Origin of the sequence: Actinomyces lilanjuaniae (genome assembly GCF_003606385.1) — a bacterium.
GTDB lineage: Bacteria > Actinomycetota > Actinomycetes > Actinomycetales > Actinomycetaceae > Actinomyces > Actinomyces lilanjuaniae.
On sequence record NZ_CP032514.1, the window covers coordinates 1,981,737 to 2,007,064 of the forward strand.

Annotated in this window: 23 protein-coding genes and 1 pseudogene; 10 read left to right on the top strand and 14 right to left on the bottom strand. The window is 69.3% G+C overall.

The window, feature by feature from the left end; genetic code table 11:
• Positions 1-54: 54 nt before the first annotated feature.
• Positions 55-666 carry a class I SAM-dependent methyltransferase gene (locus tag D5R93_RS08470; RefSeq protein ID WP_119836085.1) on the top strand — a complete coding sequence of 204 codons (612 nt, stop codon included), beginning with the start codon at positions 55-57 and terminating at the stop codon, positions 664-666.
• Positions 667-803: 137 nt separating this feature from the next.
• Here D5R93_RS08470 and D5R93_RS08475 read toward each other — a convergent pair whose 3' ends face one another.
• Positions 804-2,147, bottom strand: a complete 1,344-nt coding sequence (locus tag D5R93_RS08475) for an Lhr family helicase (protein ID WP_120204721.1) — start codon at positions 2,145-2,147, stop codon at positions 804-806.
• Between the two features lie 414 nt (positions 2,148-2,561).
• Here D5R93_RS08475 and D5R93_RS08480 point away from each other — a divergent pair, with 414 nt between their 5' ends.
• Together D5R93_RS08480 and D5R93_RS08485 are read left to right on the top strand one after the other, a co-directional pair.
• Positions 2,562-5,093: an excinuclease ABC subunit UvrA gene (locus D5R93_RS08480; RefSeq protein ID WP_120204723.1), complete on the top strand. Its 2,532-nt coding sequence runs from the start codon at positions 2,562-2,564 to the stop codon at positions 5,091-5,093.
• 97 nt (positions 5,094-5,190) lie between these two features.
• The gene (locus D5R93_RS08485) at positions 5,191-6,264 is read left to right on the top strand and encodes an NADP-dependent oxidoreductase (protein ID WP_119836088.1); all 1,074 of its coding nucleotides are present in this window, start codon (positions 5,191-5,193) and stop codon (positions 6,262-6,264) included.
• Between the two features lie 92 nt (positions 6,265-6,356).
• Here the strand turns inward: D5R93_RS08485 and D5R93_RS08490 are convergent, their stop codons facing one another.
• On the bottom strand, positions 6,357-6,815 hold the full coding sequence (locus tag D5R93_RS08490) for a MarR family winged helix-turn-helix transcriptional regulator (protein WP_243106675.1): 459 nt from the start codon (positions 6,813-6,815) through the stop codon (positions 6,357-6,359).
• A 220-nt stretch (positions 6,816-7,035) separates the two neighbouring features.
• Between D5R93_RS08490 and D5R93_RS08495 the strand changes: the two genes are divergently transcribed.
• Positions 7,036-7,455 (top strand): organic hydroperoxide resistance protein, encoded by a 420-nt coding sequence (locus D5R93_RS08495; protein WP_119836090.1) that lies wholly within the window; start codon positions 7,036-7,038, stop codon positions 7,453-7,455.
• Between the two features lie 90 nt (positions 7,456-7,545).
• Here D5R93_RS08495 and D5R93_RS08500 read toward each other — a convergent pair whose 3' ends face one another.
• The 11 genes from D5R93_RS08500 to D5R93_RS08550 all read right to left on the bottom strand — a co-directional run bounded on the left by D5R93_RS08500 (position 7,546) and on the right by D5R93_RS08550 (position 19,170).
• On the bottom strand, positions 7,546-8,526 hold the full coding sequence (locus D5R93_RS08500) for a diaminopimelate epimerase (RefSeq protein ID WP_243106676.1): 981 nt from the start codon (positions 8,524-8,526) through the stop codon (positions 7,546-7,548).
• Between the two features lie 96 nt (positions 8,527-8,622).
• A complete protein-coding gene (gene miaA / locus D5R93_RS08505; protein ID WP_119836091.1) occupies positions 8,623-9,690 on the bottom strand; it encodes a tRNA (adenosine(37)-N6)-dimethylallyltransferase MiaA in 1,068 nt (355 codons plus the stop codon).
• A gap of 8 nt (positions 9,691-9,698) precedes the next feature.
• Complete coding sequence (locus D5R93_RS08510) at positions 9,699-10,574, bottom strand: type III secretion system chaperone family protein (protein WP_119836092.1); 876 nt, start codon at positions 10,572-10,574, stop codon at positions 9,699-9,701.
• Positions 10,574-11,020 (bottom strand): YbjN domain-containing protein, encoded by a 447-nt coding sequence (locus D5R93_RS08515; RefSeq protein WP_119836093.1) that lies wholly within the window; start codon positions 11,018-11,020, stop codon positions 10,574-10,576. Before D5R93_RS08515 ends, D5R93_RS08510 begins: the two co-directional genes overlap by 1 nt.
• Before the next feature lie 81 nt (positions 11,021-11,101).
• Positions 11,102-11,731 (bottom strand): FMN-binding protein, encoded by a 630-nt coding sequence (locus D5R93_RS08520; RefSeq protein WP_243106677.1) that lies wholly within the window; start codon positions 11,729-11,731, stop codon positions 11,102-11,104.
• A complete protein-coding gene (locus tag D5R93_RS08525; RefSeq protein WP_120204727.1) occupies positions 11,728-12,468 on the bottom strand; it encodes an ABC transporter ATP-binding protein in 741 nt (246 codons plus the stop codon). The genes D5R93_RS08520 and D5R93_RS08525 overlap by 4 nt, the downstream gene beginning before the upstream one ends.
• Position 12,469: 1 nt before the next feature.
• Complete coding sequence (locus tag D5R93_RS08530; RefSeq protein ID WP_243106678.1) at positions 12,470-13,753, bottom strand: ABC transporter permease; 1,284 nt, start codon at positions 13,751-13,753, stop codon at positions 12,470-12,472.
• Positions 13,754-13,852: 99 nt separating this feature from the next.
• Positions 13,853-15,163 (bottom strand): ABC transporter permease, encoded by a 1,311-nt coding sequence (locus D5R93_RS08535; RefSeq protein WP_120204729.1) that lies wholly within the window; start codon positions 15,161-15,163, stop codon positions 13,853-13,855.
• 1 nt (position 15,164) lies between these two features.
• Complete coding sequence (locus tag D5R93_RS08540; RefSeq protein ID WP_120204731.1) at positions 15,165-16,439, bottom strand: DUF2318 domain-containing protein; 1,275 nt, start codon at positions 16,437-16,439, stop codon at positions 15,165-15,167.
• Positions 16,440-16,593: 154 nt separating this feature from the next.
• Positions 16,594-17,229, bottom strand: a complete 636-nt coding sequence (locus D5R93_RS08545) for an iron transporter (protein ID WP_119836097.1) — start codon at positions 17,227-17,229, stop codon at positions 16,594-16,596.
• Between the two features lie 87 nt (positions 17,230-17,316).
• Positions 17,317-19,170: an FTR1 family iron permease gene (locus tag D5R93_RS08550; RefSeq protein ID WP_120204733.1), complete on the bottom strand. Its 1,854-nt coding sequence runs from the start codon at positions 19,168-19,170 to the stop codon at positions 17,317-17,319.
• A 141-nt stretch (positions 19,171-19,311) separates the two neighbouring features.
• On the opposite strand from D5R93_RS08550, the gene D5R93_RS08555 reads away from it, so the two are divergent.
• A complete protein-coding gene (locus D5R93_RS08555; RefSeq protein WP_120204734.1) occupies positions 19,312-20,373 on the top strand; it encodes an FAD:protein FMN transferase in 1,062 nt (353 codons plus the stop codon).
• A gap of 22 nt (positions 20,374-20,395) precedes the next feature.
• On the opposite strand, the pseudogene miaB reads toward D5R93_RS08555, so the two are convergent.
• A pseudogene (gene miaB, locus D5R93_RS08560) lies at positions 20,396-22,134 on the bottom strand (tRNA (N6-isopentenyl adenosine(37)-C2)-methylthiotransferase MiaB).
• 290 nt (positions 22,135-22,424) lie between these two features.
• Here miaB and D5R93_RS08565 point away from each other — a divergent pair.
• From D5R93_RS08565 to D5R93_RS08580, 5 genes are all read left to right on the top strand, one after another.
• Positions 22,425-23,306 carry an aminomethyltransferase family protein gene (locus D5R93_RS08565; protein ID WP_120204736.1) on the top strand — a complete coding sequence of 294 codons (882 nt, stop codon included), beginning with the start codon at positions 22,425-22,427 and terminating at the stop codon, positions 23,304-23,306.
• Positions 23,307-23,481: 175 nt separating this feature from the next.
• Complete coding sequence (locus D5R93_RS08570; protein WP_120204738.1) at positions 23,482-23,742, top strand: uberolysin/carnocyclin family circular bacteriocin; 261 nt, start codon at positions 23,482-23,484, stop codon at positions 23,740-23,742.
• Between the two features lie 302 nt (positions 23,743-24,044).
• Positions 24,045-24,359 carry a hypothetical protein gene (locus tag D5R93_RS15115; protein WP_479722552.1) on the top strand — a complete coding sequence of 105 codons (315 nt, stop codon included), beginning with the start codon at positions 24,045-24,047 and terminating at the stop codon, positions 24,357-24,359.
• A 163-nt stretch (positions 24,360-24,522) separates the two neighbouring features.
• Positions 24,523-24,930, top strand: coding sequence for a hypothetical protein (locus D5R93_RS13310; protein WP_162933891.1), 408 nt, complete (start codon positions 24,523-24,525; stop codon positions 24,928-24,930).
• Between the two features lie 10 nt (positions 24,931-24,940).
• Positions 24,941-25,315, top strand: a complete 375-nt coding sequence (locus D5R93_RS08580; RefSeq protein WP_120204742.1) for a hypothetical protein — start codon at positions 24,941-24,943, stop codon at positions 25,313-25,315.
• Positions 25,316-25,328: the final 13 nt, after the last annotated feature.

Below are 25,328 nucleotides of genomic sequence, written 5' to 3' on the forward strand. Positions count from 1 at the left end.
CGGATAGCCCCCGGAAGAAGAGGGAGCAGGCACCCTGCCCGGTAGCCTTGAGCCGTGAACGAGCACTACTTCACCGCCTCGCCCAGCGGCTCCGTGCAGGAGCGCACCCGGCGGGTCCTTGTGTGCGGCACCGAGTACGAGGTAGTCACCGCCTCCGGAGTCTTCTCCGCAGACCGCCTGGACCGGGGGACCCGCGTCCTGCTTGACCACGTGCCACAGCCTCCAGCGCACGGCACCTTCCTGGACCTAGGCTGCGGGTGGGGCCCCATCGCCCTGGCCATGGCACAGGCCTCACCGCAGGCGCTCGTCCTGGCCACGGACGTCAACGAGCGGGCGGTGGAGCTGACAGAGCGCAATGCCGCAGGCGCAGGGCTGACCAACGTCAGCCCCTACCTGGCAGGCGACCTCCAGCGCAGACTGACGCAGTCCGGGCGGAGGCTGGACCTCATATGGTCCAATCCCCCGGTGAGGGTCGGCAAGAGGGCTCTTCACGACCTGCTCACCACCTGGCTGTCCCTACTGTCTGAGCACGGTGAGGCCTGGCTGGTAGTGAATAAGAACCTGGGCGCTGACTCCCTGACCAGGTGGCTTGTCGAGGAGGGCTGGCAGGCGGGCAAAAGTGCCTCGGCCAAGGGCTTCCGGGTGCTGCGGGTCGCGCGCTCCTGACCAGGGAGCACGGGAAGGGCCGCCCCGCCGGGCTGGCACCAGCGCGCAGGGTGTGTAGACCGCGTGGGTCGCGTGGGCACTGCCGTCAGGGGCCGCCCAGTCCTGTGCGGTCCCGCACAGCCCTGCCCTGTCCCGGCCTACTGCGAGGCGCCCAGGTCCTGGGGCGGCCACACGCCCTGCCCGGGCTGCGCCGGGGGCTGTGGCCCAGCGGGAGCCTGTCCCTGGCCCGGGGCATAACCGGTCGGCGGCACCTGGCCCTGACCCGAGGTGTACGGCACCTGAGGTGCCTGGGGGTAGGCGGCCTGAGGCTGGGCGCTGTAGCCGCCCTGCGGCTGGACGGGCGCCTGAGGCTGGCCCGGCACCGGGTAGGTGGAAGCACCTGGAGCACCCGGTGCCGACACGCCGTAGCCCGCTGCGGGCTGCTGCACCAAGGGCTGTGCTGACGTCGCAGAGCGACGACGACGCACCACCAGGAAGACGACGACCCCCGCCACGGCCGCCAGGAGGACCCCACCGCCGATCAGCGCGGGCAGCAGCCAGGGCAGCCCCTCCGAGTCGCCGCCGGTCACCCGGATCCTGTCCTCGGAGGCAGCGTCGGCCCACGTCACAGTCGAGCCGTCGATCTCGCTGGCACCGGAGGCGGACTCCACGCCGCCCGGGAAGCGGACGGTCAGACGCGCCTGATCGAAGTTGTAGAAGAAGTCCTCGTCCAGGACGACCTCGTAGGCACTGTCGGTGTGGCGCACGGTGATGCTGTCGGTGAAGAGCTCCTCCACGTCCCGCAGGCGCAGACCCGTGAAACGCACGGAGCAGGCAGGCATGCCGTCGAGCTCAGCAACCTCGACGGTCATCGTGCCACTAACCTCTTCCGCGTCCTCCTCGAAGTCCGCCGGGTCGCAGCCGTCCTCCGTCTCCGAGGTGGTCGCGCCCTCCTGGGCAAAGAAGATGGCGATGTCAACAGCCTCCTCCTCGTGCAGGGTCACGGTCATGTCGACGTGGCGGTCGTCCTCGGCAGCGACGGCAGGAGCGACCAGGAGCCACGAGCCCACCAGCGACAGGAGGCCGACCAGGAGGGCGACCAGCGGCGCAAGCCTCAGAGCCCGCAGGCCGCGAGGGAAGGACCGGGAGGACGGGGAAGCTAGGGACACGGTACTTGAACGAATCACCCGCGTGATGGTATCGCAACTGCTCAGCACGGGGCACGCGCGAGCGGAGGTCGGCTGCACGAAGCCGCTGTCCTGGCAGGCACCGACTGCGCGCAGCTGCTCGACAGCGTCCTGCCGGGCGAACTGGACAGGCCCGAGCCCCTCGACGAACTGCCCCCGCAGGACCGCCCCGGTGTCCTCCATACGACGCAGGACCGCGTGAAGCGGGGTCAGGCCGCCACGGACGCCGCCCGCTGCCGCCGTCTCCCGGCAGACCACGCCGTAGCGTTCCAGGAGGTCCTCCCACAGCCTCCTCCGGGGAGACCTGCGCCGCACGCAGGTAGCACCAGGGGGAGCCGACGACCTCCTGTGACCCCTCCCCGCCCGACGATGCCGTGACCACCGATACCGCAGCAGCCGGGACAGGTCTGGGCTGCAGGCGGGCCCGAGCCCGGCGGCTGCGTACACGACGGGGCGGGGCAGCAGGTGCAGGCGCCAGCCAGCGACGCACCGGCTCGAAGGAGTCGGCGCTGGCCCGCCCCTGGCGGACGAGCCGCCAGCACTGTTGCCCGGAGAGGTCGGCCTCCAGGGTCAGGGTGTTCGGCCCCGTCGCCACGGGCGAGACCATAAGGGATCCGACACCGACCTGCTGTTCTACACGGACCGGTCGCTGGGACCGCTGGACTGTCAGACACGCTGACTCTGGACGCCCTCACGCTGTGGCTCGCGGCAGGGATCTAGGCTGCCCGTATGACTGCCCGGTCTGTGGCCCCTCCCGCAATCACCGTGCGTGGCGCCCGCGTCCACAACCTCAAGGACGTCACCGTGGAGGTACCCCTGGGGCGACTGGTCGCCGTGGCTGGCGTGTCCGGCTCGGGCAAGTCCTCCCTGGCCCTAGGAGTCCTCTACGCCGAGGGCGCCCGCCGCTATCTGGAGTCCCTGTCCACCTACACGCGACGGCGCCTGACCCAGGCGACCCGCCCCGCCGTCGACGAGGTGCTTCACGTCCCTGCTGCCCTGGCCCTGCACCAGCGCCCACCCGTGCCCGGGGTGCGCTCGACCTTCGGCACCTCAACCGAGGTGCTCAGCTCGCTGCGCCTGGTCTACTCCCGGCTAGGCCACCACACGTGCCCGCAGGGCCACGTCAACGAGCCGACCACTAACGTCGCCCTCGAGCGCCCCCTGCGCTGCACCACGTGCGGCACCCAGTTCTCCCCGCCGAGTGCGGAGTCCTTCGCCTTCAACTCTGAGGGTGCCTGCCCCCGGTGCGAGGGCACGGGCGTGGTACGCACAGTGGACGAGTCCACCCTGGTGCCCGACGACTCCCTGACCATTGACGAGGGCGCCGTCGCCCCCTGGCAGAACCTGATGTGGTCACTTATGAAGGACATCGTCCGTGAGATGGACGTGCGCACGGACGTGCCGTTCCGCGAGCTGACGGCCCGGGAGCGGGACATCGTGCTCCACGGCCCCGCCGAGAAGAGGCACATCCTCTACGTCAACGACAAGACCGGCGTGGCCGCCGAGATGGACTTCACCTACTACAGCGCGGTACACACCGTGGAGAACGCGCTGGCCAAGGTGAAGGACGAACGGGGCATGAGGCGGGTGGAGAAGTTCCTCCACGAGGCGAGCTGCCCGGACTGCGGCGGCTCCCGCCTGTCTGAGCTGGCGCGCTCCACAATGGTGCGCGGCATCAGCCTGGACCAGGCCTGCGTCATGCCCCTGGGCGACCTGGTGGAGTGGGCGGCGGGAATTCCGGGGACCATGCCGGACGACCTGACCGCCATGGCTCGCCAGATCGTCGACGAGCTGACGGTGACCGCCACCAGGCTGCTCGACCTGGGACTGGGCTACCTCAGCCTGGACCGGGCCTCCTCGACGCTGTCCACCGGTGAGCGCCAGCGCGTCCAGCTGGCCCGAGCGGTACGCAACCGCACCACCGGGGTCCTCTACGTGCTCGACGAGCCGAGCATCGGCCTGCACCCGGCCAACGTCGCGGGCCTCCTGGCCGTCATGCGCGACCTCCTGGCCGACGGGAACTCGGTGCTTGTTGTCGACCACGACGCCGCCTTGCTGGCACAGGCCGACTGGCTCCTCGAGATCGGCCCCGGATCGGGCGCGCAGGGCGGCCAGGTGGTGATCTGCGCCCCGCTGGAGCAGGCCCTGGCCGACCCTGCCTCCCAGGTGGCCGGGTTCCTCACCGGCACCGAGGACGTCCTGGTACGTGACACCGCCGCACCCGAGGAGGTCTTCGACCACGGCAGGGTCCGTCTGGAGACCGCCCCGGTCCACACGGTGCGCGCCCTTGACGTGGAGCTGCCCGAGCAGCGGCTGACCGCGGTGACCGGGGTCTCGGGCTCGGGCAAGACGACCCTGGTGCTGGAGGCACTGGTGCCCGCCCTGGCCTCCCTGGCGGGAGACGAGCCGCTGCCCCGCCCAGCCACGAGCATCGAGACCGGAGGAACGCGCCGCGTCGTGGTGGTGGATTCCACACCGATCGGCGCCAACGTGCGCTCTACCGTCGCCACCTACTCCGGGGTGCTTGACTCCTTGCGCCGCACCTGGGCGGCCTTGCCCCAGGCCCGGCAGGCCGGGTTGAAGGCGGGGGACTTCTCCTACAACACCGGGTCCCTGCGATGCCCCACCTGCGACGGGACCGGCCAGGTGGTCCTCGACGTACAGTTCCTGCCTGACGTGGAGATCGTCTGCCCTGCCTGCGAGGGCAGCCGCTACCGGGTGCAGGCCCTGGAGTACCGCCGGGTCAGACGCGGCGGCAGCCAGGCAGAGGCGACATCCCTGCCCAGTCTGCTGGCCATGACGGTGGAGCAGGCCTGTGAGGCGGTCAGCGACCTGCCTAGCGCCCGGCGGCGCCTGGAGCTGCTGGTCGAGCTGGGACTGGGCTACCTGCGCCTGGGCGAGGCTACGACGACACTGTCAGGCGGGGAGGCTCAGCGTCTCAAGCTCGCCGAGGACCTGGGACGCGACCAGCACGGGACGCTGTTCGTCCTGGACGAGCCGAGCATCGGGCTGCACCCGCTGGACGTGCGCGTGCTGCTGGGGGTGCTGGACAGGCTGATCGAGCAGGGGGCGAGCGTCGTTGTCATTGAGCACGACCTGGACATGATCGCCAACGCCGACTGGATCATCGACATGGGACCGGGAGGTGGCCAGGACGGCGGCCGCGTGGTCGCCACGGGCACACCCGCCCAGGTCGCCGCCGCCCCGGCCTCGGTGACAGGCCGCTACCTGGCCAGGCACCTGGGGAGACGGAGAGCGTAGGGCGCAGATGACCTAGGAGCCCCGGCACGCGCCACCACGCCGGTGCAGAATATAACCAGCACGTCACCACCGACCCAACCTACTACGAGGAGGACACGTGCACGCACTGATGCTGGACAAGTACGGCGCCCCGCTGAGACCCGCCACCATCCCCACCCCCTCCCCTGCCCCGCACGAGGTCCTCGTGCGTATGGTGGCCAGCGGCGTCAACCACGTCGACGAGCGCGTCCGGGCAGGAGAGTTCAAGAACATCTTCCGTCTCAACCTGCCCAAGGTCCTGGGAAGCGAGCTGGCCGGAGAGGTGGTGGAGGTCGGTTCCGCCGTCACTGACTTCGCGGTAGGCGACCGCGTCTACGGCTACACCGGGATGACCGCCATGGGCTCCTTCGCGGAGACCGTGGCCATCGACTCCGCCGCTGTCGCAGCGGTGCCATCCTCGGTCTCCCTGGTTGAGGCGGCCTCTCTACCCCTGTCTGCCCTGACCACCTGGCGCGCCTTTACCGGGCTGTGGCACCTGAGTCCCGGGCAGGTAGTCCTCATCCACGGCGGTACCGGAGGCGTCGGGGTGGTCGCCATCCAACTGGCCAAGCACCTGGGGGCCACCGTGGTCACGACCGCCTCAGCCGCCAACGCCGACTACGCCCGCGAGCTGGGGGCCGACCTTGTCATCGACTACCGCAGCGAGGACTTCGTCGAACGGCTGAAGAGTGTACCGGTTGACCTGGTCCTGGACACCCAGGGCGGGGACGTCATCTACCGCTCCCTGGATGTCGTGCGCCCCGGCGGCATGGTCATCGGCCTGGCCAGCGTCCCCGACCCTGGTGTCGCTGACCAGATCGGCGCCGGCCCAGTGCTCAGGCTCGCCGTGACCGTGCTCAGCCACCGGCTGCGCCGACGCGCCCGGTCGCGGGGCGCCAGCTACCGCTTCCTGTTCTTCTTCCCTGACGGGGAGGTACTGCGTACCGTCGCCAAGATCGTTGACAGTGGCGCTCTGCGCCCCCAGGTCGGTCGGGTGCTGCCCTTTGAGAGGACTCGCGAGGCCCTCGCCCAGCTGCAGGCGGGCGGCACCCGGGGCAAGGTCGTCGTCACGACGCAGCCGGAGGAGGTCACCGAGAACAGGCCGCGCACCCCCGGCAAGGACCAGGCAGACCCGAGCCCGTTCGTGGACTGACAGGGACCGGCTGAGGGAGCGTGGCGTCGTGCGAGCCCGCACGAACCATCCCCCTGGCTGCTCACCCCCAGCACCGGCTCCCGGGGTACCCCTTACCCCTCAGAGGCCTCAAAGACCCGCGTGACCCTGCACAGCTGGGCGTGCAGGGTGGCGGCCTCCTGCGTACTGAGGGGGTAGCGTCGCGCGACGGACGGGGCCACATGTCCCACCTGCCTGCGCAGGTCCTGACCCGCGGGTGTCACGTGCACCATCACCCTACGCTCGTCGGTGTCAACCCGGCGCCGCTCCACCCGCCCCTGCTCCTCCAGACGGCGCAGCAGAGGGGTGAGGGTCCCGCTGTCCAGGCCCAGACGCCTCCCGAGCTCACTCACACCTAGCGGCCCGTCTTCCTGCCACAGGGCCGTCATGACCAGGTACTGGGGGTAGGTGAGCCCGGCATCGGACAGAAGCGGCCCGTAGGAGCGGATAACGGCGCGCGAGGCCCGGTAGAGAGCCAGGCACAGCCAGTCCTCCAGGAGCGGTTCAGCCATAGCGGCACCCTGGGATCCCATGACACAAGCATACCGTCTCTTCAGGAGCACAACTTAGTTGTGTACAATTCTTCGGGCCGGGCAGGCACGTCAGCCCGATACCGGCATCCTGGCGGCGGCCGCCTACAGGGGTCGGCCGCACGAACTGGCTGCAGCGACCCTGCCGGGCAGGATCGCAGTGCCGCCCTGCTACCCAGACACAGCAGGTCCTGCGGAAGGACCCGCAGAAAGGAGCAATACCATGGAAGCCATCTACACCGCTGAGGCCCTGAGCACCGGTGCCGCCCGCAACGGCCACGTCCGTACCACCGACGGCCTGGTGGACCTGGACCTGGCCGTCCCCGTGGAGATGGGCGGCAAGGGCGGTGCCCCCAACCCAGAGCTGCTCTTCGCCTCCGGGTACGCTGCCTGCTTCCACTCCGCCCTGCAGGCCGTGGCCCGTACTGCTGGCAAGAAGCTGGGAGACAGCTCCGTAGGCGCCCGCGTGTCCGTGGCCAAGGAGGGCGAGGGCTTCGGGCTGGCTGTCGAGCTGGAGGTCATCATCCCTGACCTCCCCCACGACGAGGCCCAGGCCCTGGCAGACCAGGCCCACCAGGTCTGCCCCTACTCCAACGCCACCCGTGGCAACATTGAGGTGCTCGTGACCGTCAGCGACGACTGACCGCTGGCTGGCCTACGGCGCCTGGGTACCGTAGGCCAGCCCGGCAGCGCCGCTGCCGGGTACCAGGCTCCCGCAAGCGGCGCCCCTGCGTCAGGCCACCCGCACCCGTCCGGTGACGGCAGCGGGTCCCGTCAGCAGGAGGGCCGCGTCCTCAGCCAGCGGGTCAGCCTCCACATGGACCCCGAGATGCCCACCACGGGTCCGGATCTGGTAATGACGTGAGGCCGTCTCTCCCGCCCACTGGTGCAGCGCGACAGCTGCGGCGCAGCAGCCCGTGCCGCTGGAGAGGACCTCCTGCGCCCCCCGCCCCAGCACGCGTACCTGTGCGCAGCTCACCACCTGGCCCGTAGCGGGGTCGGTCTCCTCACCCAGGGGGACGACAAGGTCCAGGCTCACCCCCGGGACAGGCTCAGGCTCGTAGCGGACCGGCGCCGCCGAGCCTCTCAGGTCCAGCTCTGCGGCCTCCAGCTCGGACTCCTCCCCCAGGGCGACCACGACATGAGGGACGTGGGGACTGGACACGGTCACGCTCAGGCCAGCGCGTGCGCCCTCAAGCCCCGGGACGACCACCGCCGTGTCCCAGCCCTCGGCCTGGGCCTCCTGGGCACGGGCGAGCCCGGTCGGCCCCATGTCCACCGTCCACAGGTCTCCCAGCCGGGTAACCGTACGCGCTCCCGCCCTGGTACCGATGGTCACCGAGTCCCCGTCGCCCAGCGGCTCCAGCCCCTCCGTCTCCAGGACGCGGGCGAACAGGCGCGCGGCGTTGCCGCACGCCCCCAGCACCGAGCCGTCGGCAGCGTAGCAGTCCATGAACCACCGGGCCTCGGGCGCGGCCGAGGCCAGCTGCTTCGCACCGGGCAGGGCCGAGGTCCGCACCACCCGGATGAACCCGTCAGCCCCGATGCCGCCGCGACGGTCGCACACCGCCACGACATCCGTCACGCTCAGCTCGATCTCACAGTCAGGGTCCACAAGGACGAGGAAGTCGTTCAGAGTCGCGTGCCCCTTGACCAGCTCGTGTCCTGCTAGACCCGACATACCTGCCGGAGTGCCTGCTGAGGTACCTGCCATGCCTCCAAGCCTAGGTGAACTCGCGACCGTCACCACCTGTCCTACCGGTACCACGTCGTCACAGGTCACTGGACCCGGATCCCCCTGCGTCTACCACTACCCGGCTACCACCCGGGAGTCAGCCTCCTGGACGAGCTCTACCGCACGGTCCACGACCCGCTGCCACTGGACCTGGACAGGCTCGCCGTCGGGGGCCAGCTCCACGTCGAGCCAGTGCACGCGCGGGTCGCGACGAAACCACTTGAGCTGACGGGCGGCCAGCTGACGAGTGGCCTGGGCCGTGTCAGCCGCAGCCTCCTCCACGCTGCACCGCCCGTCCAGGACGGATAGGGCCTGGGCGTACCCGATGGCGCGTGAGGCTGTCGGCCCCTCGCGCAGCCCCTCACCTACCAGCGCCTGCGTCTCCTCCACCAGTCCGGAGGCAAACATGGCCTCAGCCCGGGCCGTGATACGCGTGCTGAGGGCCTCCCGCTGGGGTCGCAGGGCCAGGTGAACGGTGGGGCTGACGTCCTCGTAACGGGGTAGAGACGCGGAGAAGGGTCTGCCGGTAACCTCCAGGACCTCCAGCGCCCTCACGATCCGGCGGCTGTCACCAGGGCTGACTCGAGCGGCCGCCTGTGGGTCACGCTCCTCCAGCTCGGTGTGCAGACGCGCTGTCCCCTCCTCCTGGACACGCTCCTCCAGCCGGGCACGTACCTGCGGGTCAGTTCCAGGAAAGTCCAGGCTGTCGGTGAGGGCACGCAGGTAGAGGCCGGACCCGCCTACCACCAGCGGCCTGCTGCCGCGCGACTCAATGGCATCCAGGTCGGCACGGGCGTGACGCTGGTAGGCCGCGACGCTGGCCTCCTGGGTCACGTGGAGCACGTCGATCTGATGGTGGGGATAGCCACGGCGCTGGTCGGCGGGCAGCTTCGCGGTACCGATGTCCATACCCCGGTACAGCTGGGAGGCGTCGGCACTGACCACCTCGATACGGCCAGGGCCACAGGGGCCACAACCACGAGTGTCCCCGAGCCCGCAGGAGGCCCTGGCAGTGCTGCCCTGGGACGTAGTGTCGCCAGGGGAGGATCCTGGCCCCAGGCGGTCAGCCAGGTCCAGGGCGAGGGCGGACTTTCCTGAGGCAGTAGGACCCGCAACGACGACACGTGCTCCACGAGTGCCCATCGTTGTCCTCACAGCTCAGGCAGGAGCGGCCCCACCTGGGTCAGCGCCTGCGTACAGGCCGACAACGCGGTGCCAAGATGGATACGCAGCTGGTTGTCCGTTACGCCGGCTCCCAGGTCCATCAGGTAGGTGGCACGCACCAGCGGACCGGTGGGACTGTCAACCACGCCGACGGTGGGGAAGAACTTGTCACGGTTCCAGTCGTTGACGGAGGCAGCGATCTCGTCCCGCTGAGAGAGGGGACCTGCCTCCTCCCAGTCTCCCGACACCAGCAGCCAGCCGTCGTGGCCCTCCGGGATCTCGATGACAAAGGGGAAGGAGTCCCACACCCCCAGCAGGTGGGGCTGGCTGTGGTCGCTGCGGTCCTGGACTCGGTACCCCATGGGGCCGGTGAGCATGTTCCTGACCCGGCTCAGGGTGATCTCCTGAACCGTGTCCGCAGAGGGACGCGGCTCCCAGATCCCCGTGGACCACGTAAGCGGGCCCATGACGCCGTCAGCAGCGCTGGTGGCCGCACCGGCTGCGGGCTGGACCTGACGTGCAGGCCTGTCGGCACGCTGCCGACCCTGCGGCACCTGCCTGGCAGCCCCCTGCCCGTCCTCGTCCCGCCCACCGACACGGCCGGGACCCTGTACGTCCCGGCCAGAGTCGGCTGCGGCAGCTGCAGAGTCGCGGTCGATCTTCCCGGAGACCCCCCGACGCCCCTGGGAACCGCCCCCCTGCTCGCTGCTGCCGAGGCGACCCACGGTATCCTGCGTCCTGGCAGCCCGGTCCCAGTGCCCAGGAGCAGACACGCCCTGGGCACGCAGGTCCCACTCCTTGCCCAGCAGCCGCGCTACGAGGCCGCTGACCAGACCACCCAGGCGGTGCTTACGCCGTACCATCAGGGCTCCAGCCTACCCCTCAGGGGGTCAGGAAACAGGTTCTCCGCCTCCCGCATAAGAGTCACGATAAGCCGACAGCCGTTAAAGACGAAGTCGGAGAGCTGCTGGTCGGTCATCTTGGCCTTGAGCGGGTAGGTCACTTCCCCGTGAAGACGCACCACGCCGCCGTCAGCGACGGTCACGTAGGCCTTGGGACCGATACGGGTGACGTTCCACTCCTCCACCAGCGCCCGCATCTGCTCCAGGTGATCGGTGTCCGCGATACGGTGCCAGACTCCCCGGAGCTGGACGGCACGGGTGTCCTGGAAGATGACGTGGACCGTCACGTAGCGCCAGGGGATGCCGACATCGCCCTCGTCGTCGACGAAGTAGCGCAGACCCAGGGCCTGGACACACGCCCGCACTCGCTCGGCGTCCACCGGCGTGGGCGTGGTCGAGGATGGCATGGCACAACCCTAGTAGGACGCCTGCACTCAGCCCACGGCCGCAGCCGGGACTCCACCGTCAGCGCAACGGTCCCGGCTGGCTCAGGAGGCCTGTGCGGCAGCCTGGCGAGCCTGCTCGGCAATCGCGTCCACAGCCTTGTTGAAGGCCTCCGAGGTCTTGGAGGCGCCCGCCAGCGCGTGGACGTGGGCGTCCTCGACACTGCGCCCCACGACGGCCTCGTCAATAGCCTCCGAGAAGCTGTCCACGTGCTCCTGGGAGGTTGACGTCATGACGTTGCCAACGACCTCTACCTGAGTGACAAGACCGTCCGACATGGTGAGCGTGACGTCGATGGAGTCCTCCTCCACCAGCTCGTCCACAGCGCCATAGGCCTGGCTGACACTGTAGGAGCCGTCCGCGTAGGGGCCAGCCGTCGGTGAGGCGGCGGGCGCTGCGGGGTCCCCGGAGACCTCCGTGCTCGGGGCTCCCGTCCCGGGCACGGACGCGGTACCGCCGTCCTGGGGCCGTCCGGCGTACTCGTCCTGGGAGGGCGCAGCCTCCTGACCGCACCCCGCCAGGCCCGCAGCAGCCAGGAGCGCCGTGCCCAGCGCGACCGCCGTGCGGGCACCACGGTAGGCAGGCGGGCGGCAGGCACCCGGCTCACGGGAGGGAGCACACGGAGTAGAGGAGGTGCCCTGCGGGTCCTGGACGTCGTGGTACGGGCTGGTCATGTCTCCTCCTGGCTGGCAGTGCTGCTCGCGCAGAGACCCAGCATATCCGCCTCCTCCCGCCCGACCGCGCCACCGAGGCCGGTCCCCTGCTTCTCCCCCACCAGCCTGCCGTGGTCCAGGAGGATCTGCCGCTGGGCACAGGAGGCCACGAAGGGGTCGTGAGTCACCACGATGAGAGTCCTCCCCTGCTCGTGGAGCCGACGGAAGATGTCCAGCACCAGCTGCCCGTTGGCCTCGTCAAGGTTGCCGGTGGGCTCGTCGGCCAGGACCAGCTCGGGGTGGTTGATCAGTGCACGGGCGAGGCACACACGCTGCTGCTCGCCGCCGGAGAGCTGGGAGGGCAGATGGTGGGCGCGGTCGGCCAGGCCCACGTCCTCCAGCGCCGTCCTCGCCTCGTCCCGGTCGGTCATCGAGTGGTAGTACTGGGCCACCATGACGTTCTCCACGGCAGTCAGGTGCTTGATGAGGTGGAACTGCTGAAAGACCAGGCCGATGACGTTCTTGCGAATCTCGGTCAGCTGGGCGGCACTGAGGGCACCCAGCTCACGGCCCTCCAGCCGGACAGAGCCCGTCGTCGGGGTGTCCATGCAGCCGATAATATTCATCAGCGTGGTCTTACCGCTCCCGGAGGAGCCCACCACCGAGAGCCACTGGCCCCTGGGTACCTGGAGGCTGAGGTCGTCCACGGCGTGCAGGTCGCCGTAGGTCTTGGAGACGTGGGACAGCTCGAGCAGCATGTCATTCCTCCCTGAGGACAAGCGCGGGATCAATGCGTGAGGCACGGCGTACCGGAGAGTAGGAGGCAGCCACAGCCACCAGGGCGGACAGGAGCACACAGGCCAGCGCCAGCGGCCAGCTAAAGGCGATGGCGGTGTCGAACACGGCCAGGCACACGACTACCGCCAGGGCGTAGCCCAGTCCCGCGCCTACCACGCCCCCCAGCGCCCCCAGCAGGGCGACCTCGGAGTAGAACTCTGCGGCGATGGACCTCCCAGAGGCCCCCAGGGCCTTGCGCAGACCGATCTCCTTGCGCCGCTGTGAGACCACCATGGTCATAGTGGTCGACACCCCCACCAGCGTCAGCCCGAGCACCACCACGGACACCACCCAGAACAAGGTGTTGAGCATGGTGACGATACGGGCGTCTCCCGAGGTGATCCTAGAGACTGGCTCGCCACGGACGCCCTGGCTGACACCGTCGACGGCCTCCACAACAGCGTCCATCGAGGTCGAGGAGACGTCCACGGAGATCTCGATGATGTCGTAGCCAACGTCGCTGGTGCCGGTGAGCCCCTCCACCTGGGCAGTCGGGGCGTAGACGATGTCGTCCTCCTCGCCACCGGTGTCCACGACTCCCGAGACCCGACACGAGGCCTGGCCTGCAGCCGCCTCATCCGCCTTGGTGACCTCGGGGCCAGCGCCGTCCCCAGAGTGACCGGAGTGGCCGGAGTGCCCTGAGTGGTCGGAGCCCTCGTCGGAGAGGTAGTCCAGGGTCACCGTGGAGCCGATACCCAGATCTACCGCCTCGGCCACGTCCTTGCCCACAAGGACCTCCCCCTCACCGGGCCAGGCCCCCTCCAGGGACCAGTGCCCGTTGAGGCCGCGCACCGCCTCCACGTCAACGCCCGCCAGCAGGTAGGGGGAACGGTTGATGCGCACGGTCTCGTAGCGGTAGGCGGCCAGCGGCAGCTCCTCCGCCTGCCGCCCCGTGGCAGCCGCGACCGTCTGGGCCACCTCCTGCTTGTCGGCGAGGGTGATACGGGAGGACTCAGCGCCGACGGACAGGGGCACCACGATAAGGTTCGCGCCGAACTGCCGCATCTGGGCGCTCATCTGCGCAGGCACGGCCAGGCACACCGCAGCCAGGCTGAACAGCGTCACCGCGCCCACGGCCGAGGAGAGCAGCGCACCCAGGACCCGGGAGCGGCGCCGGAAGACGGCCCCGGCAAGCATGGTGACAAACATGCGTCGGTTGGTCATCGTACGTGAGCGGCCCTGGGGCCGCGGCAGCGTGCTACTCACCGCTAGTCATACCCTTTCCTGTCCGCCCTTCCCGTCCGTGCACCTGCGGACCCAGCTGCCTGGCGCGTCGCTGGCCCTGAGGCACCAGCGGACCCGACCTCACCGTCCGTGCAGCGCCGTCGCAGGCTGGATACGCAGGATCGAGCGCATTGAGGAGCCGGTCGCCGCCAGAAGCACCAGGGCCATCAGGGCGGTCACGACGACGTACACCATAGGCCGCATCGTGATGGTGGACTCGAAGACCGCTGCACCGATCACCTGGGCCAGGCCCGATCCGACCACAGCCCCGACTACCAGGCCCACCGCCCCGAGGACTGAGGTCTCAGCCAGGATGAGCCGGCTGATGGAGGCGGAGGAGGCCCCCACCGCCTTGAGCAGGGCGAGCTCGCTGGTGCGCTCCACCAGGGAGGCGCTGGTCAGCGAGGCGACCGCCAGCGCAGCCGCCACCAGGCTCAGGGCCGTCATGAGAACCATGAGCGCCTGGGTCCTTGACAGCACGTCGCCCTCCACGGCCGCCACCTGACGGACCTGCTTGGCCACCGCGCCGTCCATGACCTCCTCGATCTGGTAGGAGATAGAGGAGGCGTAGGCGGTGCAGTACCAGGTCTCCCACTCCGAGCTGGACAGCACGGCAGGGTTGGTGGCCGCCTTGCGTGACAGATCGTTCTCCGGGGTCGTCAGTGCCTTGACCTCGACCTCCTCGACCTGGCCCGCGTGGTCGGCCAGGTCCTGGATAACCGCCAGGGGAGCGTAGAGAGTCTCGTCATCGTCGTCGCCGGCGGCGTAGACGCCCACTATGAGCAGCTCGCGCTGCCCCTGCGAGCCGGTCAGGGTGACGGTGTCACCGGTACCTACCCCCAGGTCCTCGGCCAAGGTCGTGCCTACGACAGCCTCCTCGGCATCGTCGCTGGGCCAGGTGCCCTCCATCTCCCACCACGGGCGCAGGGTCGTCACCCCCAGGGTGGTGGTCTCCCCGGTTGACAGGCTCAGATCCTTGTCGAACCAGGTCCCAGTGGCCAGCACCGTGGGTCCAGTGCCCTCCTGGGCGGCGCCGTCAGCGGGACCGGCGCTAACCCGGACCTCTCCGGAGAGGGTCGGAGCCAGGTCGACGATGTTGTAGGCCCAGAAGATCGTCTTGATCCCGGCGACCTCGTCCTCCCTCAGGAAGGAAGTGGCCTCGGAGTCCTGGCTGGTCTCGTAAAGGTTGTCCACGACCGCCTCGGAGCGGGGCTGGACCACGATGTTGGACCCGTAGGTGGTCAGCTCCGCGTTGAGCTTGTCGCCCACGTCCAGGACGACCCCGAGCATGGCCACCGACACCGCCGCGCTGAGACCCACGGTGAGCGCGACCAGCGAGCGGCGTCCGAGCTGGCGGGTGAAGGAGCGGTGGAGCAGACGTAGAAGAAACATCTCAGGCAAAGACCTCCGCGTTGTCCTCCAGCACGGAGGTGGCGATTGTCAGGTCTGCCCCGTCCACGGCAAAGTCGAGGGGGATGGGGTTGCACCCTCCTTGGAACCCGATGGTGGCGGGGTTGATAGCGACGTCGCAGCGCAGGCATATCACCTTGCCGTCAGCCTCGTAGTACCCGGAGGGGCCGCAGTTCTCGCAGGCGTCCAGGCCTACTCCATAGGCCCCGCCGTTCTTGAGGATGGCGATGAAGCGCACCTCGGTCGTGCCGGTGGTGTAGGCGTAGCGGTGCAGGTGCCCGTCAGCCAGGGCGGAGGTCGGCAGGCGCACCAGACCTGCGGTCTCGTCCAGGGTGTAGTGCTCAGGCTCAGACAGGGTGGGGACCTCGTTGACCCTGGCGACAGCGACGGTACGCGTGAGCACCAGGGCGGAGAACCCCAGGGCAGAGGCCATGACCCAGCGTCGCGAGCGCCGCCGTCCCGAGCGCTCCGCGCGCACCCGTGCCGGGTTGGGCAGCTCGGGCAGGGAGCGCAGGGTGGAGGCGAACAGGGACACCATGGGGACCAGGAGCAAGGCGGCTGCGACCATGAGGACTGCTCCCTGCGCGTTGTTGGTGGCCCATGTCAGTGCCCGGAAGCCGGACCCGTACAGCACGATGCGGTGGGTGGCGTGCAGGAGGCGGAGAAGGTCCACGGCACTGACGAGCGCCACCACCGCCCCGAAGGCCAGGACGGTGAGGTGGGCCGCTCGCCTGGGGACACGTCGCAGTGCCCGGGCGTTGATAAAGGCGAGCAGCGCCACCGCCACCCAGCCTCCCAGGAAGCCCAGGACGCGTAGCAGGGTCTCCGTTGACAGGGCTGCCTCCCCCGGCTCGATAAACGCTGTCAGCCGGAGGATGACCTCCTGGGCGGCACGGAAGAAGGACAGCGCCAGGGCGGCACAGGCCACCGTGCTGGCAGCCAGGGAGAACCTCCCCTCGTAGCCCCAGGAGGTCCGCGCCGCCAGCACCGCCAGGACGACCAGGAGAGCCAGGTCCGCTACCACCAGCAGGGAGGCGGTCGGCAGGTTGACGGCGGTGCGCGAGTGCAGGACAGCCGCGGCCCGCAGGAGCGCGAAAACGGTGGCAGCGGCCAGCCCCGCCCCCGCAGCAGCCATCCTGGCCCGGCTGGCCCGGGGCCAGCCGCTGACGACCGGCGGCGTCAGCACCACGGTGACAGCTGCCAGCAGCAGGAACGGGAGAGTCATCCCTCCCACGACGGAGACAAAGTGCTCCAGCATGCCGCTCAGGATCCCTTCTCTCGTGCAGCCCGCCAGCCTGCCAGGCCAGCGCTCTGACGTCGTGTCAGCATCGTGTCTCGGCGGGGCGCCGGGGCAAGGCCGCTCAGGGGGTGGCCTGTGAGGGCGTCCTGACCCCGGTCCTGCCCGGAGAAGGTCACCACTCCTGAGGCGTGTAGTCCCAGTCCCAGGTGAGCTCGATGGGCTCGGTCCAGAAGCGGCCCTCCACGCCCGTCTCGTCGTCAACGTGCAGCACCCATCCCTGGCCCTCGGGGCTGTCGATAGTAAGCGTCAGCTCGTACTCGCCGGCGTCGGGGAGGGCGATGTTGCCTCCGTAGTGGGGGCCGTCCGAGGCGTTCATCGCCATGAAGGTCCCGCTGGTGGCCTCCTCGCCGCTAGCCTTGTCCGTGATGGCGTACTCGACGGTGAGGCCGGGGATGAAGTCGCCGGCACCATAGCCTAGGGTGTTGCCCTCCAGGGCAGAGATGTCGGCCTCCAGGTGGAGGTCGGCGTCGCTGGCGGCCAGACCGGAGTCAGCCGGCTCCATGTCGATGGGCTGGAAGTAGACGACCGCAACGTTGATCTGGTCCACGGCCTCCTGGTCCTCCCCGACCGGGAACTCCTCGAACCCGGCGCCTGAGTCGCCGCCGGAGTCAGCCGCGGAGTCGGAGGCGGCGGTCCCGGAGGAGGCGTCGTCTGAGCTGCCGGAGTCGCCGGAGGAGCAGGCGGCCAGGCCGAGGCTGCCCGCGAGGAGGAGGGCACTGAGGGCGGAGGTGATCGGGAGAGAGCGCATGTGGGATCCTTTGCTCGGTTACGGGTGGGTTGACAGCCGTGCTCCCCGGTCCTTCCCGGGGCGGCGGGTCCTGGTCAGTAGTCAGAGTCAGGTCTGCGCAGTCCCAGTACCCTCCTCCACGTCCTGCGCAGCCTCTGCGGCCTCGGCGGCTTCCGCGCCCTGCGGGGTCTCGCTATCACGGCTGTCGTAGGCACCGTGCCTGTCGACCGCCTCGGCCTCCTGCCGTGAGGACTCGGGCTGCGCCTCCACGGCCGCACGGCGACGACGCACCGCGGAAACCAGGGCCAGGCCGACGACGACGACCGCCATGGCCGCCTGGGCGGCCAGCGTCTCCACGTAGGGGTAGACGCCGAGGTAGTCGTAGGTGGGCCACCCCTCAATGTAGGTGGCCGGGACGACGTCGCCTTCCAGGAGGGCGTGGACCCCGCCGCCAGCGAAGACGACGACGAGAACCGCCATCATGGCTGAGGTCACCAGGAAGAAGGGGCGCAGGGGGATGCGCACCGAGGTGAAGCGGATGAGCAGGAAGATCGCCACCAGTGCTGCGGCCCCTGCGGCAAAGCCCTGCCAGACGCTGGCACTGCCACCGGGATCGAGGGCCAGGAGCGCCTGGTAGAACATGACCGTCTCCGCTCCCTCCCGGAATACGGCTAGGAAGCTCAGGGAGGCCAGCGCCCACACACCCCCCTGGGAGACTGACGCCTCAGTGCGGTCCTTGATGTACCTGTTCCACGACTCCACCGAGGACTTCGACAGCATCCAGCTGGATGTGAACAGGAGCATGACCATGGCGGCCAAGGCCACCACGCCCTCCAGGACCTCCTGGTGGGCAGAGGCGGAGTTGAACAGGACCGAGAAGAGCAGCGCGACCACACCCGAGGCTGCTAGCCCCAGTGCCACCCCCAGGTAGATGTAGCGCACACGGTTCCTCATCCCGGCCTTGACCAGGTAGGCGATGACCGCCGCGACCACGAGGATCGCCTCCAGGCCTTCACGTAGCAGGATGAGGAAGGCCTGGCCGAAGGACCCGCTGAGGAAGGCCCGCACAGGGCTGATCTCGCCCGCGCCGCCGTCCAGGGCGGCGGCGTCCTCGGCCAGCATGGTGGTCAGCAGCCGCGCCTGCTCGGCGATATTCCCCGTGTCGCCAGTCGAGTCCTGCGCCACCATGGCCTTGCGGACCACCTTGAACTGGTTCTCCACCTCGGAGACACGACTGCCTGAGATCGCCGCCATCACGGTCTTCTCAAAGCCCAGCTTCTCGTAGTAGCCGTAGTAGGCGTCGTTGACCAGGGCGGCCCCCGCCTCGCCGTCCCCGGCCTGGGCCTCCTCCACGCCCTGGTTGATGAGCTCAGTCATCTCCTGGGCCACCACGGTCCAGGTACGGTCCCCGCGTCCCTCGTTGACGCTGGTTCTGCTGGCCTGGATCTCGGCGCGCTGGGAGGCGATCACGGCAGCCTGCTCCTGGGCGTAGTCTCGGGGACCCGCCAGGTCGGCGGTGGCGTCGAGCTGGGTGGCGGCCTCAGTAACCTCCTGACTCAGCCCGGCGACACCCTCGCTGAGGACCTGGTCGTTGCCCAGGGAGTAGGCGGCGGTCCGCAGCGCGTCAAACTTCTCCCTGTGGTCCTCGGCCACGTCCTCCCCGAGGGTCTCGGAGACGGCCGCTGACATGTTGGAGGCCTTGTAGGAGGAGTGGTAGGCGCTCTGGAAGCCGGAGGCGGCGCCGGCGGTGTCCCCGTCCTCGTACTTGGTGAGCGCCGAGTGCAGGCGCTCGTCCACCACGGCGGCAGCCTGGCCCCAGGTGTCGTGGTCGGTATCGGAGTCCGAGGCGCGGGCCGGGGAGAGCGCGCCCGCCACAAAAACCACCGGGGACAGCACGAGGACCACCAGGAGCAGCGAAGCCGCGACAACCGGGCCGGTACGGGCTGCGGGGGCTGAGAGCATGCTGGAGGGGTCCTTCATGTGGCAGGGTCAGGGTGTCACCGTCGTGGTGAGGTCATACGTGAGCTTGTTGTGGGATCGTCGCCATAAGTCGCTGGAAGCATAGGTGAGCCTTTCCTTTATGGCGAAGACTATGCTGAGGTAATGGCTCTCGTCAAAGGCTGGCAGGAGGAGGCGTCGAACGTGGTACCGACCAGCGCTGGGTGCGCCCGCGCTCAGCACGGAGGCCGGGACGACCGGGCCGACGCCCTCCCACCACTGCCCGGCCCGGGCGACCACCTGAGGTGCTCATGGTCTCTGCCCGCCACGGGGACTACCTGGCAGGTCCGCACCAGGCAGCCGCTGGAGGCGCAGCCCCGCGCGGCGGTGACTGCGCTCGTGGAGCAGTTTGAGCGGACCTGGTCGCGGTTTCTGCCCTCCTCCCTGGTCCGGCAGGCCGCGGACGGTCGGCTCGGCAGCGGCCCCGTGCTGGTGGACCTGCCTGCGGGCAGCTCCAGGATGCTCGACCTCTACGACCGCCTGTACCGGCTGACGAACGGGCGCCTCGACCCGCTGGCCGGCGCCGACCTGGTCGAGCTGGGATACAGCCCCGACCTAGACTTCCGGGTGCGTGACGGCGCCGCCCACCACCTGGGGGCGACCCACGGCCGACCGACCTGGGGCACCACCGTGAGCCACGCGGGCGACAGGCTCAGGCTGGAGACTCCGGCCCTCGTCGACGTCGGCGCGGTGGGCAAGGGGTTCCTGGCGGACCTGGTAGGCGCTCTTCTCGCCGACCACGGCGTGGAGGAGCTTGTGGTAGACGCCTCGGGCGACCTGCTGGTGCGCTCGTCGCGGCCCGTGAGAGTAGGGCTGGAACAGCCGGGCAGGTCAGGACACGTCGTGGGTGCCGTGGAGATCTGCCGGGGCGCGGTGTGCGGCTCGGGCACGGACCGGCGCACCTGGGGGCACGGGCTCCACCACATCCTCGACGCCGTGACCGGGCTGCCCGTCCAGCAGGTAGCGGCCACGTGGGTGGTGGCCAGCTCCTGCGCCGTGGCTGACGGTCTGGCCACGGCGCTGTTTACCACCGCGCCCCAGGACCTGGCCCGGGCCACCCGGGGCGCCCCGGGGCTTGACTACGACTTCGTGCTGCTGCGTACTGACGGGTCTGCGTCAGTCTCTCGCGGCTTCCGCAACCTGCCCGCAGAACTCTTTACCTCGTGACTCCTGTTACTCCTACAAGTCCTCAGGGCGTCGGGGCACCGACGCGGATCGTCGGCATCCCGATCGCCACGGGGGCGGAGTCCGGCTCCGGGACCGCGCGGGCCTCGGCCTGGCGGCGCTGCCAGGCGTCCCCCGCCCGGGTACGGCGGACCGTGAAGAGGGCCGGACCGTCATCGAGCCACAGGCGTCCGCCCAGCGGCCCAGCCCCATTGACAGTGCTGCCGACGCTGCCGACGCTGCCGGCGCTGCCGTCCTGCGTCCCCAGGGCGTGCGCACCCGCCGGTCCAGGGCACCGGGCAGAGTCGGCAATGAGGTGGTGGGGGCGCCGTGGGTGACACGCACGCTCACCATGTCACCGGGTCGCGGCGCGCCACCGGCGTAGTCACCTGCGTCCAGGCCCGCGGGCAGCGCCAGGTGCACCAGCCGGTTGTCTGCGGCACGCCCTGAGACCCGGGAGGTAGAGGCGTCACGGCGCCCCTCCCCCTCGGCCACGAGCACCTCCAGGACACGCCCCTCCTGGGCGGCGTTCTCCTCGTGGGTGATGCGGCGCACCAGGGCGTCCAGGCGCTGGTAACGCTCCTTGACCACCTCGGTGGGCACCTGGTCCTCACGGTCCGCCGCGGGCGTGCCCGGGCGGGGGGAGTACTCGAAGGTGAAGGCGGAGGCGAATCTGGCGGCCTCGACCACCTCCAGGGTGGCCTGGAAGTCTTCCTCGGTCTCCCCGGGGAAGCCCACGATGATGTCGGTGGTGATGGCGGCCTGCGGCATACGGGTACGCACCTTCTCCAGCAGGTCCAGGAAGCGCCGGGAGCGGTAGGAGCGCCGCATGGCGCGCAGCACCGTGTCCGAGCCGGACTGTAGGGGCATGTGCAGGCTAGGCATGACGGTGGGGGTGGAGGCCATGGCGTCGATGACGTCGTCAGTGAAAGCCGCAGGGTGGGGACTGGTGAAGCGCACCCGCTCAATGCCCTCGACCTGGCCCACAGCCCGCAGCAGCCTGGCGAAGGCTCCCCGCTCCCCGAAGCCCACTCCGTAGGAGTTGACGTTCTGTCCCAGGAGGGTCACCTCAATGGCCCCCTGGGCGGCCACGGCCTCAACCTCGGCCAGGACGTCACCGGGACGGCGGTCGCGCTGCCTGCCCCGCAGTGAGGGCACGATGCAGAAGGTGCAGGTGTTGTTGCAGCCCACGGCCACCGACACCCAGGCCGCGTAGGGCGACTCCCTGCGGGTAGGCAGGGTAGAGGGAAAGACCTTGAGGGACTCCTCCAGCTCCACGGCGGCGGCCCGGTTGTGCCGGGCACGCTCTAGCAGGGCGGGCAGCACGTCCAGGTTGTGGGTACCGAAGACGACGTCCACCCACGGCGCCCGCTCGACAATCCTCTCCCCCATCTGCTGGGCCAGGCACCCGGCGACGGCGATCTGCATGCCGGGGCGCTGGCGCTTGACCTCCGCCAGCTGGCCAAGGTTGCCAAACAGGCGGTTCGCGGCGTTCTCCCGCACCGAGCAGGTGTTGAGGATGACGACGTCGGCCCCGCCGTCACCGGCAGGGGTGGCCCGCGCCGCAGCCTGCGGAACGTCCTGGGCGCGCCGGTAGCCGGCCCCCTCCAGGAGGCCGGCCATGTGCTCGGAGTCGTGGACGTTCATCTGGCAGCCCAGCGTGCGCACGTGGTAGGTGCGCGGCGCAGTGCTGGCGCCCCGGGCGTCCAGGGCCGGGGCGGACGGGGCGGGGGCAACGGAGGTAGAGGTGTCTGCCGTGGTCATCGGCATCGAGTCTACGGCGGACAGAGGGTAGATAGACAGCGGGTCGGCAGCAGATGGGTAGTAGACAGGCAGTGACAGTCAGCAGATGGGAAGTGCTCGCCGCTGCGTCACCTCCGGCAGAGCATTCCGACAGAGCATGGGGGCACGAGCCTCAGCCGACAGCGAGGTATCGTAGATATGGGCGGGTGTGACCCGCCAGTCAGCACCAGGTCCAGACTGCCAGGACCAGGCACGGGACAGACAGACCGGGGAGGACCCGGGTTGGAACCAGGAGGACCCGAGGAGAGCCCATGCGCACCATGATCGCGCCGTCGAGCAGCTCACTGTGCCAGACACCGCTGCACCGCACCCACGACCGCCTGGGAGCCCGTCTGCGCACTGTCAGCGGCTGGGCCATGCCCTGGTCCTACGTCGGCGAGCAGGCAGAGCACCGGGCGGCCCGTCACGCGGCCGGGATCCTGGACCTGTCCCACACGGGGGAGGTCAGGGTGGAGGGACCAGGAGCGGCAGCAGCACTGGACGGGGTCCTGGCCGACCGCGTCTCCACCCTGGCAGTGGGCAGATCGGGCTGCTCGGCGATCGCGGGTCCTGATGGCGGTGTCATCGACGGCGTCCTGGACGAGGTCGTGGTCCACCACGTCGGCGAGGAGGAGTTCCTCCTGGTCACCAGTGCCGCCAGCCGCGAGCGCGTGGCGGCGGAACTGGTCCTGCGCTGCGCGGGCACTGGGGCCCGTGTCACCGACCTGTCCCTAGACACCGCTCTTATCGCGGTCTTGGGGCCACGCGCACCGGAGGTGCTGTGCCACGTCGTGGGCTCCGGCCCGGGCATCCCTGCGGCCCTGGGTCCAGCACCCGGCCAGACCGAGCCGGGCGGGGACGTCCCCGACGTCCTGTGCGGGACGGGCATCGTGGCGCGCCTGCGCTGCTGCGCCATCGTGCGCGCCACGGCCGCGGGGCACTCGGTGCTCCTGGCCCGCACCAGGCGCCACGGCCAGGACGGCTTCGAGCTGTTCTGCGGCTGGGAGGACGCCGAGGACCTGTGGCACACGATCACCAGTGCCGCCACCGCGCTGCCCGCCAACCAGGGCGATGCGGCCGACCTGGCGGTGCTCACCCCCTGCGGCCTGGGCGCCCACGGCCTGCTGCGCCGGGAGGCGAACACCTCCTACTAGGGGACCGCTGACAAACACCCCTGCTGAGGTGAGTGAGCCAGAGCCTTTACCAGGTCCTGACAAAGAGCGGCATCCAAAGGGAACTAACAAAGATCAGTATTCCCCGACGTTGACGGAGGATCTAGCCTGGGGTGCAGGAGCAAGGTGCTCCGGTCTTACAGGAAAGGAGATCCTGATGTCTCGCAACGCCTCCATCGTCGCAGCAGTCGGTGCTGCCACCCTCGGGCTCATCGCGACCGCCCTGGGCACGATGTACATCGCAGGCATGTTCGGTCTGTCCGGTGCGTTCGCCAGCCAGATCGTTGACGCCGTCGAAGTCGGTGGCGCCGCTCTTGCTATCGTCATGGCAGCGCTGTCGGGAGGTACCGCCGGCGCGGTGGTTGCAACAGCCCGCTGGGCCGTCGCAAGAATGGGAAGGCAAGCCGCAATAGCCTGACAGCACTTACCCGACTGACCGCAGTAAGTGACCGCCCAGTGAGAAGGATGGGTAGGACAACCTCCCTGGCAGTTGTCATGGGGGCCGGGCTGCCCGTTGCCCTCGCCTCTGTGATCGGGATGGCTGTAGGTGTCATCAGTCTCCACGGGGTCCAAAGCCCTGCGGGAGGCCCGGTTCCAGGGGACAGCGAGACTTCGTTATGGGAGGTTGTCTACCCAATTGCAGCCACCAACCTGCCAGCATGCCTCTTGCTGTACACGGGAGTTCTCACCTGCGGAGCAGGAACTCTCCTGTCAACCTTCATGCTCACGACCTACATCGGAGCCACGCTCACTGCTGCTGCAGCGAACGTCGGATGGCTCTCGGCCATCGGATCCATCTGGATATACGCTCCGCTCGAGTTCACCGGGTTCGCGCTTGCCTCATACGGTGGCCTACTGCCACTGGCGACAGCCGTCACTGACGCCGAGGGTACTGGCACGTCGGTTCCCTCATGGCTCCGTCGCTACGGCGACGGGATGTCCCGTAGCCTGCGATTCTTGCTGCTCTCGCTCCTCGTCGTCACCGTGGCGGCTGTCGTCGAGGCAGTCGTCATCCGTTCCCGCCTAGGAAACTAATAAGATGTCAACTGCTACATCTACATCATCCAATACCTCCTCTACGTCAGCAGATCCCGGTCAGCGTCCCAGCCCCTGGCGGTGGCGATGGTTATCCTGGGCCGTAGTGACCGTGTTGCTCATCCTCCGGGCACCTCGCCAGCGCGCCGATGCGCTCGAGTCCTTGACCTCATCTAGAGGCTCTGATATTCAGAGCCTCGATCCCCGCCTACTTGACCTGGCCCTCAACGTCTCCATCGTACTTGCCGTTATCCTGTCCGGGCTCCTGTTCCTTGTCTACCAGGCTGTCGGCACGGGCCTCCAGCGTCGCATCCTGCCGGGTCGTAGAGATCTTCCAGGTCCTTTCTGGCTGGCGTCGCTGCTAACCGTTGCGGGCACACATGCTGTTACGCTCGTGCTGGGAGTCAGTTCGGTGCGAGAGGAGCCTGCGTGGCTTGCCACGCTGCCCCTTGTGGGATTCCTTATCGGAGTCCTCGACAGCCGCAGGCACGGAACTACCCTACGTTCACGACGAGCCTGCATTCTCATAGGCTCCTTGACCCTCTACTCGCTATTGGCCGCGCTCTTCTAGGAAAAACATCATGGCAAAGAACCATCTCCCGGCACGCCGCCTCATGCTCGTACTGACCGCAGTCAGTGCCGTCTGCGGCTGCGGCACGGCGCTCCTAGGCTCCACGGGCGGAATACCCCTGGCTGTCGCGGGAGCCGGTGCATCGCTGGTCCTGGTGTCGCTGCTGACCAGGTTCCACGAGCGCGCGGTGGGTGCGTGGCTGATCTTCATCGGTGCCACCATGCTTGCCGTCACCGGGACGCTGCGTCACACGCACACTCTTGAGACGGTCCCGCCCACCCCGAGCGCCTGGGTAGGCATCATCGCCTCCGGCCTGCTGGCTGTTCTCGCCGTCATGACCTGGGCTGAGCGGGCTGAGGCGAGCCGCCCCAGCAGGAGCTTCTGAGCAGGGGCAGCCT